Origin of the sequence: Streptococcus anginosus subsp. whileyi MAS624 (assembly GCF_000478925.1) — a bacterium.
Classification (GTDB): domain Bacteria; phylum Bacillota; class Bacilli; order Lactobacillales; family Streptococcaceae; genus Streptococcus; species Streptococcus whileyi.
Map to the genome: position 1 here is coordinate 1,472,158 of NZ_AP013072.1, position 14,487 is coordinate 1,486,644.

Consider the following 14,487-nt stretch of genomic DNA (forward strand, 5'->3'; position numbering starts at 1 on the left):
GCCAACTATAGAGATTTGTAGAGCTACTTATTATAGCTTTTTACTCACTATGTACTTTAAAAAAATCTTTTGACAAATAGCCTTTACCCGCCACCATATCATATTGAACAAGTTTCAGGTCTTCCGCAATTTGCCGCCCCTCCTCATCCAAATCTTTTTTATCAACACTTGCTTTGTGTAAAACTTCTGTTAATAAAGCATAATAAGGTGACACTTTTGAATTGGTTTGTTCTAATAATAGAGCTGTGAAGTCACTTGAATTTACAATCGGATAGTCCAATTTAGGCGTCTCATAATTACTCCACACAAAATAGTCGGTCAAATATTGGCTATCTGGATTATTTTTGAAAGCTGACTGTAGATAAAGCCCTGGTAAATGATCTCCATAAAAAACAACTGTAATTTTTTTATTTATTTTTGAAAGTTGATCAAGAAAATCCTTTGTGGCCACGTCTGTGTGGTATAATAAACGAGTATAGTTAGTTAATTGATCATTTTCATCACTAGAGAAACTATCGTTGCTTGCCTTTAATTCACTCGGTTCTTGTTCAGCCCATGGCGAATGATTTTGCATTGAAATAACAGAAAAGAATTGTCCGTTATCATTCATATTATTTAAAACAAACTGATAAGTTGATGCATCACTTGGATGATAACCTTCATTTTCATATTTAATATTTTTAGTATCTTGTGTAATAAAATCTTTAAAACCTAATTTTTCATAAATAACATTACGTGCATAATTTGTTGAGCTTTCTAAATGGATAGCAATTTTATTACTTTTATTATATTGATCACTAATCGAAGGAAATTTATTCATTTTTGGAACAACTTCAGTATAGATTACAGATACACTTTGAGAGAGATTATAAAAAGGCAAACCTGTTAATGTCTGAAACTCCATATTTGCTGTTCCACCACCATAGCCATCCGATTTCATGAGACCACTAGTTACGTTATTTTTAATTTCTTCAGTATTTGGAATCGGATTTTCACTAACAGATACACCATCTATGCGCCTAGGGTCGGCAAAACTTTCACTTAAAACATAAATTACTGTTTGCTTTTCAATAACCTCACTACGAGATTGATTCATGATATTAGTCAAAGATTTGTATTTTTTTCAATGCTTTTAATTTTTTCTTGATTATATCCTTTGGGATATTGCATATTTTGGGTTGTAAGCTGATTAAGCCAAACAAAACTTAGAGATTTAAAATGAGCATGAGTCGTATTTCCCATCCATGTAATATCTTGATTATTATTAATTTTAGATAAAATTGGAATACCATTTACAATTTTATTATCTTTTTTATTTGAGAATATTAAATGAACAAACAAGCATACTAAAATAATCATAGTCAATGATGTTATTTGATATCTTTTTGATGAAAAAATATTTTGTTTGATAAATTGTAAAATATAGTGCAACAAAAAAACTCATAGCGTTTCATTGGTGTAAACTGTAAGTAACCACACAAACAGAATCCCGAGGAAAAACTATGAGCTACTTCCATCTTACCATAACCGACCGAATAAAGATAGAAACCTACTTGGAATTAGGTTTGAAACCTTGCCAAATTGCAAGTAAACTTGGCGTCCATAAGTCTACCATTTCAAGAGAGTTAAGACGATGCCAAAATGGTTACTCCGCAGCCCTAGCACAGGAACAGTATGACCACAGGGCTAAGCAAAAAGGTCGGAAGTCTCGTTTGACACCAACGTTGAAAAAGGAAATTGAGGACGGTTTAAAATCCTCCTGGTCGCCTGAACAGATTTGTGGCCGCTATCAGCTTGAACAAAGGCCGATGGTAGCTTTTAAAACAATCTATAACTGGCTCTATGCTGGTTTGATTGCTCTGGATTTGAGTGTCCTTCGTCGTAAAGGAAAAACTCGACAACCTAAAGAAACACGTGGAAGATTTAGGATTGGCACATCGATTGCCAAACGTCCTAAAGAGGTCAGGAATCGTGAGACCTTTGGTCACTGGGAGCTCGATACTGTGGTGTCTTCCAGAGGCAAAAGCAAGGGCTGTTTAGCGACCTTTCTGGAGCGAAAAACGCGCTTTTACTTAGCTTTCAAGATACCAGACAGAACAGCCAAATCCATGTTTTCAGCCATCGAACAACTTTATAAGCTATTTCCAAAAGAGGCTCTTAAAACCTTCACTTCAGATAGGGGAAAAGAGTTTGCCTGCTATCCTCTGGTAGAGAATTTAGGAATTTCCTTTTTCTTTGCGGACGCCTATTCATCCTGGCAGAGAGGAAGCAATGAAAACGCCAATGGCTTACTAAGAGAATATTTTCCAAAGAAAACAGATTTAGCCGCTATCTCTGATGAGGCTTTGAACAAGGCCTTATATGATATCAATCACCGACCACGAAAATGTTTAGCTTACAGAACTGCTTGTGAAGCTCTAGTGGATGAGTACGAGTAAATGTTGCACTTATTCTTGCAATTTATCGTTTAAAAAGAAATTTTCTCAAGCCAATATAAAGACTTGCTCCTACTAATAATACAATCTCAAGATATTTTATGTTATTTGGGCTAACAAAAGATAAAAGCACTTTGGGCGATAACAACCAAGCTAAATCACTCGGTAAAATTGGTTCACTTCGCATACGAAATTTCAAAAAATTAGCATAAGCAAAAATTGAAAGTATAGTAACTAATAATATGCTAGCTAGTAAAAATCTATTGAGTACAAAATAAATAAATAAAGATAGTAATGCTATTGTTATAATTTGGAAACTAGTCGAACCCGGTAACGTATAAAGTCCCCAATAATCACCAACACCCAATCCCATACTCATTTGTATAAGTACATTAAAAAACAAGCCAAAGAAAATACTAACCACAATTGATGAATAAACTGTCCCTCTATTGTTTACAATATCTTCAATACCACGAATACTCAAATATATGATAAAAAGAACAAAAACCATAGCTAACGATGTTTCAAAAAAATAAGAAACCGTTCCAAACTGATTAAAGATTCCATCATTTGAAATAACCCAAGTTATTTTACTATCATTAATACAAAATAAAAGGAAAAATTGAGAAAGGAAAAAATTCTCATAGAGTGAATTAGTAGAAAATAAAAATGTAAGTTTATCAACATCAATTATTTTCTTGCCTCTCTTCCCTGGACTTATCATCCTATAAATAAATGTACTTAAAATAGAAATACTTAAAATTAAAAGAACTGGAAGCAAACCTTTATATTGCAGTAAATGATTTTTGTTAAAGCTCCAAATATTAAAGTTTGGATTATTAATATTCATTGATATGGTAACAAGATAAGAGAATATACAATAGATAATATGAATAAGTACTAATTTGAAATAAAATTTTTTACGAAATTTACAAAAGAATACACAAAGACCCAATATCAAAATGGAAAAATAGTATAAACTTTCAGGTAATATCCCAGAAAAAATTCTACTTTTCGAGTAATTAAACTTCCTTGATCACTTCTTATCAAACTATAATTTCCTAAAATATAAAAAAGAAAAAATATAACTGCCAAATAGATATAATCAATTTTAATTTTTTTCATAGCACTCTCAATTCTTTTTATTTAGAATTCTTTTAATAATATATTTAATCGCTCTGGCTGGTCCAATAAAGATATATTTGAAGGCTCCTTTTATGCCACCCATGTATGTAAAATCCACATAAGTATGTGGTGCGCTATCGCCACGTTCATTGTATAATTTATTATCGACAAAAGGTGTTATTTCAATTTTATTTTTAGAAATTCTAAAATCATAATGTTCATTCCAGGCAACATAAACTATTAATCTTTCGATAGCATGTAAAATTGAATTTTGAGGTAATGGTTCAATAGGAACATCTTTATCTGTCAAATCTAAATCAAATAATGGTTTCAATGCATCATACTTAAACCAAATAAAAGTTCCATAACTCATAACAAAAGTATGAAAAGTATTAAAATCAATTGGCTTAGTCATCTTCATTTTGTACCATAAATCATTCATTTCAGGAGCGATTAAGTGTTCATTCCATGCGTCTACAATTTTATTATACCTGAAAAAGGTTGGAATATCTGAAATAACAAGGCCTAGCTTATCATTTTCAAAATTAGCAAGGATATTATCAGCAGGTTTGATTAACATATCAATTAATTCGTTACGCCAAGATTCGCCTGCCCAGAAATCAGCTTCCTTAGATTTCTTTGTATGAAAATGTCCAATATAATCATAAGTTGACAGATATTTTTTCAATTTCAACATTGGTAAAACATCACGACCAATGTTACCTGTCACAAAAATATGAGCATTTTTATGATTCTGATTTAAAATTGCTTCAATTTCTAATTTCTTAGTATCATTATCAGTTGTAATGAATAAATCATAAGCAAAATGGAAGTTTTCAAATGCTTTTAGGAAATCTTCTAACAAATCAACATAAAAGACATGCAGATGCACTCCAATTTTCTTGTTTGACAAAGAAGTAGGTGCCGTTGTCTGAATATATTTGCGTGCTAAAAGGTACTTAAAATCAGGGAAATTAATTTCAGACATATGTGAAACAATCAAATCCACTGGATAATCTGACTTTTTAGCAATTTCTTCCAAGAGATAGGGGGCTATGTGCTGATTATTATCAATCGCTTTAACCTTTATGAAAGGAACCTTGTGATTTAAAATAGCCGTTGGATTATAGTAAGAAAAGTCAGGATGAAGCATGCCTGTTGTATCTTCATTAACTGTATCAAAGACCGTCTGGTAGCGGAAACCAGCAGCCAAAAAGGTCGTTGTTACCTTGGTTTCATAATCATTGATAACTTCTTGGACATCTGTATGATTTTTCACATTTTCCCAAAAATTTCTAAAAGCCGAAGATGCAATAACCGGCTTTTTAAAAGTAATAAAGTAACTTTGGATATGCTCAGGAAAGCCCTGCGTCTGACGAGATTTTTTTGTCCTACGATTATTGGTCAAGCCCCAGAAATCAACTTGGTCGTTAGCTTCATAATTGAGATAATAATCTTTAATATCCCAAAGAGGACCAAAACAAGTATCATTCATGATAGTAACAACATCATAGGTTGTAATATCATCAAAGCCGACATGAGTCATGCCATCACGCCAAGCTGCAAAATCAAACCCGACATTTTCACGTTGAATAAAATTATCCATCAAATGTAAATCAACTAATTTCTGATAATCATGCTCGCTAACTTGGCTATTTGAGATAAAAACAACCTTTGAAAACAGTGGTCGCATCTGTGTCAGTTGATAATAAACATGCGAACTCACACGATTATATTTATTAAAATGCACGTATAAAAGCAGACGCTTCATTTTCTTCTCCTAAAAAAGTTGATAATTTTTGTTGGAATCATCCAACGACGTGAATGGATAACCGAATCATAGCGAACAACCATTTCTTCCAGAGCTTGCTTGTAGTGCAGACGCTCTTGGCTAGCTATTTCAAACTGAACTTTATAAGAACTAAGTTCTTTTAGTTCTTGCGATACTTTAAAAAGATCCTTAGCTAGGAGTTTTGCCACAAAGTCATTTGAAGTGATATTATCTACATTAAACATTGAATAGTTTAATGTAAAATCTTTCTTTTCAATTTTCGAAATATCATAAATCAATTGTGGATCCGGATGATTGAAAAAGACGTAATCACCAACTAACTTACCATTAGTTAAACTTGGAAAGATTTCTGTTTGATAATCATTAACAACCAAGGAAACACGTTTATAAAAGCTTTCAATTTCAGAAAGATCAATTCGCAGCCGCACTGTATCTTCTGGCAAATCAAATGAAAAACTATCCTGATACTTCATAGGGATTTTCAGCACTCGCTCTTGACTAAAATCTTCATCATCACATGCAAAATAAATCGTCACAAACTGCTTATCAATCTGTGATATCAGATTACTTTTTTGAGACAATGCAATTTCAAAACGATTATCTTGTTTAAGTAATAGCTCAAGCGCACGCTGGTAGTCACAAGGATATTTTTTTAAATATTCCAACTGTGTTTGCAATAAACGCTCAAAACGCTGTTGAAGTTTAGCATCATTCTGAGTGCGCGAATCCGACTCTGGATCCATTCGATAGACCGTGGTCGAGTCTGGCAAAAAACTCAATGTAGTTCGTCGAAATAATTCTAGTTGGATGTTAAAAGTATCGTCCGCAGTGTTAACATCAATGAGGTCATTAACTTCTCGCATCAGCTCAGTATCAACCAGCCAAGTTGAAGCCATGGTCATTCCCTTCAAGACAAGCATCTCTTCGTAAGAAGTCAATAGTGGAATAACTTGGTTTTTAAAGACATCTGCCTGTGTTGTTCTACCAAAGGAATCCACCATATCAAACTCTGTATTAGACCATTTAGAATTTGGTGTAGTTTCCAACAAGTCAACCTGTTTTTGTAACTTCTCATCGTCTATCCAGTAATCATCCCCATCACAACGGGCAATATACTGACCGCGAGCTTCCTTACAAATAGCAACCCAAGTTTTGGCAATCCCTTGATTTTCAGAATTGAAAAAAGTACGAATTTTATCAGGATAGCACTGCCCATAATTGCGGATAATATCAACTGACTCATCTGTAGAACAATCGTCAACCAGAATAATTTCAAATTCAAAATTGGTTTTTTGGCGCAAAAAACTATCAATAGCATCTGCTATCCACTTTCCCTTATTGTAATTTGTACAAATAACAGATACTTTTGGCATGCTTATATCCTCAACTTTTAATCATTAAAGATCCAATTTCCATTTCGCTGAATTAAACCACTAGCAGAATCCAAGGCAGATTTGTCATCTGGCGCAATATCATCACGGTTAATCCAAATAATCGGTGTCTGTATACTATCAGCAAAACCAAGCATTTGTCCTGCTTTATCACGCACAGTAACCTCTAATTTCATTTTCAAATTATTAACATTTGGCAACGAACACTCATAAGTTACTTGCTTATGACCTGTTCCCGATGTTGGCAAATCCATTGAATTATCGTTATAAATCCAAATATTGCGGTCAATATCCGTCAAAGACAAAGCAATATAAGTTGGAATATCTTCAAGGACATCATAAGAAATTGTAAAAGATACCTTTTCGTTAGGCGTTATACGAGTAGGAGAATGAAGACTAACACTAACATTTTCAACTTGGATAACTTCATCCTTGATATTCTCGACTTCATCTTTTTCAATAATTTGCTCAGTATTGTCATAACTATATTGATTAGCAACATTAAACGGTTCTCCGTAAGCCTTTATTAAACCATCCTCAATCAACACAGCTTTATTACAATATTTCTTAACTGCACCCATATCATGAGTGACCAGAATGGTCGTCTTGCCTGATTTTTTGCGTTCCATGAAGTAATCATTACACTTGCGTTGGAAAGCTTCATCACCCACTGCCAAGACCTCATCCAAAATCAGGACATCACCTTGTGCCTTGATAGCAACAGAAAAAGCTAAGCGGACCTGCATACCGCTGGAGTAGTTTTTTAATTTTTGGTTCATGAATTCTTCGAGTTCTGCAAATTCAACAATACCGTCATACATATTATCAATTTCATTAGTACTAAAACCAAGAAGTGCACCATTCATATAAACATTTTCACGTCCAGTTAATTCTGGGTTAAAGCCGACACCAAGTTCAATAAAGGAAACCATTTTCCCGTTTACCGTGACTTTGCCCTTTTCAGGAACATAAATCTGAGAAATAATTTTCAAAAGTGTTGATTTCCCAGAACCGTTACGACCAACAATCCCAAAGAAGTCACCTTCTTCAACTTCAAAGTTGATATCTTTTAAAACATGCTGCTCTTTATACCCCTTAATGCCCCTGAAGCGATTCACTAAGGTTGTACGAAGACTATTGGTCGCTTCTGTAGGTAGTTTAAAATATTTGCTAACATGATCAACTTTTACTGCAATTTTTTTATCTGACATTATAAAATCTCCGCAAATTTTTTAGCATTTTTATTAAATATCAAAAAGCCAACTATAAAGATAAGAAATGGCAATAAATATGGAATAGCTACAATAAACTTATTATTTATCATTTGCCAAATAGGAGTGTTTGCCTTATCAATCAGGAAATAACGCATATCCTGAATAATTTGAGCTAATGGATTCATCATGACAAGCTTTGCAGCCGTAGGATTTTTATCTGCAATAAAACTAATTGGATAAATAATGGGGGTTGCATATAATCCAGCTTGTAACATGACTTCCCAAATTTGAGATAAATCACGAAAACGAACAAAAAGAGTCGCTAAGATAAAGGCTAAACCACTTGCAATGAGAAATAATTCTACAAATAATGGAAGAAGCCATAAAGCAGAAATGGTAAAGCGAACCCCATTAGCAAGCGCAAAAATCAAAACAACTATAAGGTTAATTGAAAAATTGATAGCTGCGCCTGCTACCGCTGAAATGACAACAATATGTTTAGAAAAGTTCAGCTTACGAAGTAAATCTCCACGGGTAACAATTGAAACCATGCCCATTGAAGTCGCTTCTGAAAAAAAAGACCAGATAACATTAGCTAAAAGAAGAGCTACTGCAAAATGAGGTACATTCCCACCTAAACGAAGAAATCTAATAAAAACAAAATACATAATTGTAAACATTAGAAGGGGCTTCAAAATGGACCATAAATGCCCAATCAAGCTTCCTTGATACCGTAATTTAAAATCTGTTTTAATCATCTCGCGTAAGAGAATCATATTTTTTCGACTAAATAAGTCCATCATTACTCCTTATAAGCAAATTTTGTAAGAATGAGTGTTGTAAAGACAAAAGTGTGGAAGGCACGATTTTTTCGATAACCATATTTTTGAAGACGGCGCAAACGCTCCATAAAAGGGACTTCCATGATTGTCACAAAATTTTCAATCAGTTCTTTATTTTGAGCAGTCAGAGGCAAGGCTAATAAATTCCTTGCTTGTTCTTGGCTGTCTTGAATCAATTTCCAATACTTGGCAAAAAGAATATGCGGGCGAATCCAATTTTGCATTCTTTTTCTGAGGGTTCTTGCACCTAAAACATTATTGGAATGTTGCCGATATAATTCACTTGGTTGGTCTATATAGACTAAATGACCAAAAGCTGCTGCCAACAAAGCCAAATACCAGTCATGCATGAGAAGATCATGAGCTTCTTGGCCTGTCCATAAGTCAGCCAGAGCTTGGTTAATCATCGAAACACCGCCTGTAACAGTATTTTCTGTTAATTCTTGGAGCAGTTCCGTGTTTGCATGGTCAGACTGTGTACGAATCATACTTTCATGTACGACATTTAACTCTTGATCTACAACTTTTAAATCCGTGTAAACCAGCAAAGGCTGACTGGTATCGTGTTTAATCGCTTCTTCTAGCTGCATTTCTACTTTTTCAGGCAGCCAGACATCATCCTGGTCGCTAAAAAAGTAAACATCTGATGTTTGATATTTCAAAAGATAAAAGAAACTTTTGATAACACCAAGATTTTCGACGCTATCAGGATTCACAAACTGAATGCGATTATCTTTTTGACAAAAATCTTGAATAATCTCACGCGTCCTGTCTTTAGAACCATCATCTCGGATTAACAGTTGCCAGCCTGTATAGGTCTGCTGCCGAATACTTTCAATCTGTTCTGCTAAAAACCGTTCACCATTGTAGGTGGACATGAGAATGGTCACTTTCATGATAAAAATAATTCCTCGTATTCACCCACAATTTTTTCCCAAGTGTAGTGTTCTTTCATGTTTTCTTTCGCAGCTTGACCTAGATTTGAAAAGTCAGACTGTTTATCCACCTGATGAAGGAGATCAACTAGGCTATCTTCTTTCTTATCCCAGTAAAAGGCTGTTTTTTTTGCCACTTGTCGGTTAAAGTCAACACCCAACACTAAATTCAAATCTGTTTGAGCTAGCGCCTCCAGCAGTCCAGGATTGGTGCCGCCGACCTCATGACCATGAATATAAGCAAACGCTTGATTGCGAATATACTTCAATAATTCTTGATCATAAACAGTACCGACAAACTTAATCCGCTCATCTTGGTCAAAATTTGTTTGTTGTCGTAGTTCTTCAAAATAAGCATTGCCTTGATGATTGCAGACAATCAGCAAGTCTCGTTGCGTCTGTGACTTCATAAACTCACGAATGATGATTTCATAGTTATTTTCTGGAACAAAACGCCCAACAATCAAATAATAATCTTTTTCTTTACTTGCCCATGTGTCAAAAAAGTGTCGGACTTTTTCATCCTGAACAGTTAAAGACGACAAGCGCAAATCGGTTCCATAGGCAATAAAAGTGGTTTTAGCCCACGGATAAGCTTTCTGGATATAGCTTTCAATTCCTTGATTGTCCGAAATCACCAAATCGGCATGCTTGGTCATCACTTTCTCAGAATATTTGAGGTACTTTTGAACGAGCTTAGACCACTTAGCGCGTTTCCACTCAAGTCCATCAGGATTGATATAAAAGAGACCACCAGCATGGTGAATTTTTCGAGCAAAAGGTGCGATAAAAGCTCCGATTGTATTTCCTAGGATATAGAAAATAGGACGCTCAATCTGTTGTTGCTTGACTAATGTAAGTGCGTAGTTGATTGCCATCATATCATAAGCAATAACACGAGCTGGACCAAGTTTTGGTGCTTTAATCGTAAAACAGTCTACGCCTTTGTAATCAAAATGATGATAAGCTTCATCATCTGATAAACAAGCTACATGGTATTGGATTTGAGGAGATATGTGGTTCTCCACTAATTTCTCAACAAAGGTTTCAAATCCACCATATTTAGCAGGAAGGCCACGACTTCCGATGATGAATACATGTTTCATGATTTCCCTCAATTCAAGATTTTGCAATCTAATCTATTATATCACTTTATAAATCGTTTGTGTAACATAAAATAGAAAAGCAACCTTTCGGCTGCTTCTACCTTATTTCTTTCCTTGTTTATAAAATTCTTTGAGGGCATCTTGCCAAGTTGGGATGACAAAGCCGGTTGCCTTAGCTTTAGCTAGGCTCATGGTAGAATTGAGCGGTCGCTTCGCTTTCGCTGGAAACTTACTAGAGTCTACTGGCAAAACTTCAACATCTGTATCTTTTAAGATTTCCACTGCAAAGTCATACCAAGTCGTATCTTCTGTGGCATCATTTGACAGATGATAATAGCCAAATTCTTTTTGATTTTCTGCTAAGTACGTCATAAATTCAGCCAACGTACGTGTCCAAGTTGGACGACCGTGTTGGTCATTCACAACAGTCAAAGTTTTATGTGTTTTCGCTAAATTCTGCATAGTGAAAACAAAGTTCTTTCCATAATTTCCAAAGACCCAAGCTGTGCGGATAATGTAGAAACGGCTAGAATATTTCTCAACCAATTCCTCTCCCATGCGCTTCGTGCGACCATATTCTGTCTGAGGGTCTGGTTGATCATCTACTTCCCATTCCTGCCCAACTGGCTTATCTCCAGCAAAAACATAGTCTGTAGAAATGTAAACTAGTGTTGCACCATGCTTTTCTGCTGCTTTAGCAACATTTTCAGTTCCTGTGACATTGATTGCATAATCCAGTTCTTTTCCTTCATCTTCTGCTGCGTCCACAGCTGTATAGGCAGCACAGTGGTAGACAAGACTTGGCTTCACTTCTGCAAAAACCTTCTCTACCATTTCAGCATTTGTAATATCCATTTCTGCTACATCAACTGCCACATACTCTTCATTGCGTTCATCTAAAAGATAACGAAGTTCTGTCCCAAGCTGTCCGTTAGCCCCTGTAATTAAAATCATTTGAAATTCCTTTCTGAATAATAAACATTCAATAAATTCATTATATCAAAAAAAGCAGAAAAAATCTGCTTTCTACTCGCTCTTCTCTTTAACCACGTAAATTGGTCTTTTTTTGGTTTCCATGAAAATTTTTCCAATGTATTTACCAAGAATGCCAATTGTCAACAACTGAAAACCACCTAGAAAAAGAATAATCGACACCATAGAAGGCCAGCCAGCTGTAGGATCCCCAAAAATCAAGGTACGAATAATGACAATCATGATAAGGAAAAATGCCAATAAGCAGGCAACAATACCTCCCCAAAAAGCTATTGTCAAAGGAGCATCTGAAAAGTTGATAATCCCTTCTAAAGAATAATTCAATAATTGCCAGAAACTCCAACTGGTTTTTCCTGCAACTCGTTCCACATTTTTATATTCCAAATATTCTGTTTTAAACCCAACCCATGCAAATATCCCTTTAGAAAAACGATTGTACTCAGAAACTTCTAAAATAGCATCTACCATTTGTCGGCGCATGAGACGGAAATCACGCGCACCATCTACCATTTCTACCTGACTAATTTTGTTAATCAGTTTATAAAAAAGATTGGCAAAAAAACTACGAATAGGTGACTCCCCATCACGCGTTGTCCGTCGTGTCCCTACACAATCCAAGTCTGGATTCTTCTCCAGCATGAATTTCATTGTGAGTAAAAGTTCCGGAGGATCTTGCAAATCCGCATCCATGACAGTCACTAAATCACCAGTTGCATGTTTGAGACCCGCATACAGAGCTGCTTCTTTTCCAAAATTTCTCGAAAAAGAAAGATAATGAACACTTTTATCTACTTGATTTAAGTCGCGTAGAATTTGTAAAGTCCTATCTTTTGAGCCGTCATTGACAAAGATGTATTCAAAATGATCATTTATCTGAAATTTTATTTTTTCCATTTCCGCATAAAACAACGGAAGCGACTCTTCCTCGTTAAAACAAGGAACGATGATTGAAATTGTCATAGTTACTCCTTTATCGTTCTATTGTATAGTCTCACTATTGAAAAGTCAAATTATAATGCCAATAGGTATTATCCCCAAGTGAAAAATTAAGATTTTCCTATTACATATTAAATCAATACTCTATAATTATATTTTTAAAAAACTTCCGCCTTAGAGCAAAAGTTTTTCCTAATTTGTATTCTCATATCAAAGATAATATTGAATGATCGTCGTTAGCAGACTCACCATTATGAATAATGTTGCTACAAAGAACAAAAAATTTTCAACCTTTTCTTTTTGGTATTCTTTTATGGAGAGATTGTTATCTTGAATCATTAGCTGAGCAGAAACATTGACAGCCAATGCAAGTAAGACAAAGACACCTGAAAAGTACCTTCCTTGTATTCCTTTGATAGACATATCCGTTATTTCTCCCCACATTAAATAGGCAGTCATGAGAATGCCAAAGATAATGCCCAATGCAACTAACCAGACACCCAATTTACTAATTTTTTTCATTTTAGGCGCTTTAGGAGAAATTAAAATCACAATACTAATGAAAACTAAATAGAACCAAATAAAAGATTTGACATCATATGCAAGCCAACCAAAAGTAAAGAGAGACTGAAGTTTAAAAGGAATAAAGTTTACACCCTCTTTTACCATCATTCGAATAAACTCAGGCATATTTTCAATCGTATACTTAATTTTTTCTATTGGATTTACATGAATAACATTTAAGTTTAGTCCACTTGTTATTTTTAACCACAGTAAACTATAAAAGGCAGCAATTCCTATTAATAAGACTGTAGTTAAGTACTTCTTCTGAGACATCTTCTCTTTAGGGATGAATAAAAGCAAACCAATTAATAATACATACGGTAATTTAGATAAGGCTATTAATACAGATAAGCAGAAATAGATCAGTAAATCTTTATAATCAACCTTCTTCTTATCCAAAAAGGAATAAAATATACCAATTGCCAAAAATATAAGGCCATTGGCCATTGCATCTTGGTTAAAGGAGGCTGCAATATAAATATTGATCGGTACAATTGCTAAAATACCAAAGATTTGTTGACGTGGACCGGATTTCTTAATAGCAAATCTACATAGGAGAGCAAAAGTTAATAGGTTAAAAAATCTACCTAGTAAAATTGAGGCAAAAATACTTAAATGAAATACCTTTGCTATTAATATCCCCAAGGTTTGTGGCAAATAACTTACAAAAGAATATCCATTTGTATTAGCTAAATTATTATACTGAACTTTTTTAGAAGACACTTCTTTTCTCCCTAGATCAGTATTCGCCAAAGGTTTTTTAAAAACCGTCTCAACATCGGAGATGTCTGATGAGACTAATAATTCTTGTTTATTACTCGGTAAATAGAGATGACCTTCACTGATATATAAGGCTCTTGAATAATGAAAGTTTTCATCTGGTGAATCCATTACAGGAGTATAAAAACAAAAGAAGGTCCCTGTCAGCATGATAATAGAAAAAACCTTATTATACACTTTTCCTTTTAGGAATAAAAGAGCACTTAAGGAAATACCCAACAGTAGAAAAGTTCTCTTCGGAAGAACCTCCAAATGGCCATCAAAGTATACATAAGTTACAATCAATGTTACCCAAATAGCAATTAAATAATATTTCTTTTCATATAATTCTTTAAGAAAAGAATGTGAAAATTTAGATAATCTTTTTTCCATCG

At 34.4% G+C, this 14,487-nt stretch carries 11 protein-coding genes and 1 pseudogene; 1 reads left to right on the forward strand and 11 read right to left on the reverse strand.

Features of this window, described 5'->3' with window-relative positions; translation table 11 throughout:
- Positions 1-40: 40 nt before the first annotated feature.
- Positions 41-1,383, reverse strand: a pseudogene (locus ANG_RS07490) (LTA synthase family protein); the annotation flags it as partial.
- Between the two features lie 119 nt (positions 1,384-1,502).
- On the opposite strand from ANG_RS07490, the gene ANG_RS07495 reads away from it, so the two are divergent.
- The gene (locus tag ANG_RS07495) at positions 1,503-2,438 is read left to right on the forward strand and encodes an IS30 family transposase (protein ID WP_020999450.1); all 936 of its coding nucleotides are present in this window, start codon (positions 1,503-1,505) and stop codon (positions 2,436-2,438) included.
- Positions 2,439-2,460: 22 nt separating this feature from the next.
- Here ANG_RS07495 and ANG_RS07500 read toward each other — a convergent pair whose 3' ends face one another.
- From ANG_RS07500 to ANG_RS07545, 10 genes are all read right to left on the reverse strand, one after another.
- Positions 2,461-3,285, reverse strand: a complete 825-nt coding sequence (locus tag ANG_RS07500) for an LTA synthase family protein (RefSeq protein ID WP_148290569.1) — start codon at positions 3,283-3,285, stop codon at positions 2,461-2,463.
- Between the two features lie 282 nt (positions 3,286-3,567).
- Positions 3,568-5,331, reverse strand: coding sequence for a rhamnan synthesis F family protein (locus ANG_RS07505; protein WP_003037304.1), 1,764 nt, complete (start codon positions 5,329-5,331; stop codon positions 3,568-3,570).
- A complete protein-coding gene (locus ANG_RS07510; protein WP_003037479.1) occupies positions 5,328-6,725 on the reverse strand; it encodes a glycosyltransferase family 2 protein in 1,398 nt (465 codons plus the stop codon). Before ANG_RS07510 ends, ANG_RS07505 begins: the two co-directional genes overlap by 4 nt.
- 17 nt (positions 6,726-6,742) lie before the next feature.
- Positions 6,743-7,954 carry an ABC transporter ATP-binding protein gene (locus ANG_RS07515; protein WP_003037426.1) on the reverse strand — a complete coding sequence of 404 codons (1,212 nt, stop codon included), beginning with the start codon at positions 7,952-7,954 and terminating at the stop codon, positions 6,743-6,745.
- On the reverse strand, positions 7,954-8,757 hold the full coding sequence (locus ANG_RS07520; RefSeq protein ID WP_003037475.1) for an ABC transporter permease: 804 nt from the start codon (positions 8,755-8,757) through the stop codon (positions 7,954-7,956). The genes ANG_RS07515 and ANG_RS07520 overlap by 1 nt, the downstream gene beginning before the upstream one ends.
- A gap of 2 nt (positions 8,758-8,759) precedes the next feature.
- Positions 8,760-9,695, reverse strand: coding sequence for a glycosyltransferase family 2 protein (locus tag ANG_RS07525; RefSeq protein WP_003037440.1), 936 nt, complete (start codon positions 9,693-9,695; stop codon positions 8,760-8,762).
- The gene (gene cps2T, locus ANG_RS07530) at positions 9,692-10,840 is read right to left on the reverse strand and encodes a beta 1-4 rhamnosyltransferase Cps2T (RefSeq protein ID WP_003037254.1); all 1,149 of its coding nucleotides are present in this window, start codon (positions 10,838-10,840) and stop codon (positions 9,692-9,694) included. The genes ANG_RS07525 and cps2T overlap by 4 nt, the downstream gene beginning before the upstream one ends.
- A 102-nt stretch (positions 10,841-10,942) precedes the next feature.
- Complete coding sequence (rfbD, locus tag ANG_RS07535) at positions 10,943-11,794, reverse strand: dTDP-4-dehydrorhamnose reductase (RefSeq protein ID WP_003025193.1); 852 nt, start codon at positions 11,792-11,794, stop codon at positions 10,943-10,945.
- Between the two features lie 72 nt (positions 11,795-11,866).
- Positions 11,867-12,793, reverse strand: coding sequence for a glycosyltransferase family 2 protein (locus tag ANG_RS07540; protein ID WP_003037462.1), 927 nt, complete (start codon positions 12,791-12,793; stop codon positions 11,867-11,869).
- A gap of 186 nt (positions 12,794-12,979) precedes the next feature.
- Positions 12,980-14,485 (reverse strand): DUF2142 domain-containing protein, encoded by a 1,506-nt coding sequence (locus tag ANG_RS07545; protein ID WP_003037414.1) that lies wholly within the window; start codon positions 14,483-14,485, stop codon positions 12,980-12,982.
- Between the last annotated feature and the right edge of the window lie 2 nt (positions 14,486-14,487).

Excerpts from the sequence above, each read along its gene's own strand:
- ANG_RS07520 (WP_003037475.1), bottom strand. The coding sequence starts at position 8,757 with ATGGACTTATTTAGTCGAAAAAATATGATTCTCTTACGCGAGATGATT.
- cps2T (WP_003037254.1), bottom strand. The coding sequence starts at position 10,840 with ATGAAACATGTATTCATCATCGGAAGTCGTGGCCTTCCTGCTAAATAT.
- ANG_RS07515 (WP_003037426.1), bottom strand. The coding sequence starts at position 7,954 with ATGTCAGATAAAAAAATTGCAGTAAAAGTTGATCATGTTAGCAAATAT.
- ANG_RS07540 (WP_003037462.1), bottom strand. The coding sequence starts at position 12,793 with ATGACAATTTCAATCATCGTTCCTTGTTTTAACGAGGAAGAGTCGCTT.
- rfbD (WP_003025193.1), bottom strand. The coding sequence starts at position 11,794 with ATGATTTTAATTACAGGGGCTAACGGACAGCTTGGGACAGAACTTCGT.
- ANG_RS07500 (WP_148290569.1), bottom strand. The coding sequence starts at position 3,285 with ATGAATATTAATAATCCAAACTTTAATATTTGGAGCTTTAACAAAAAT.
- ANG_RS07505 (WP_003037304.1), bottom strand. The coding sequence starts at position 5,331 with ATGAAGCGTCTGCTTTTATACGTGCATTTTAATAAATATAATCGTGTG.
- ANG_RS07525 (WP_003037440.1), bottom strand. The coding sequence starts at position 9,695 with ATGAAAGTGACCATTCTCATGTCCACCTACAATGGTGAACGGTTTTTA.
- ANG_RS07510 (WP_003037479.1), bottom strand. The coding sequence starts at position 6,725 with ATGCCAAAAGTATCTGTTATTTGTACAAATTACAATAAGGGAAAGTGG.
- ANG_RS07495 (WP_020999450.1), top strand. The coding sequence starts at position 1,503 with ATGAGCTACTTCCATCTTACCATAACCGACCGAATAAAGATAGAAACC.
- ANG_RS07545 (WP_003037414.1), bottom strand. The coding sequence starts at position 14,485 with ATGGAAAAAAGATTATCTAAATTTTCACATTCTTTTCTTAAAGAATTA.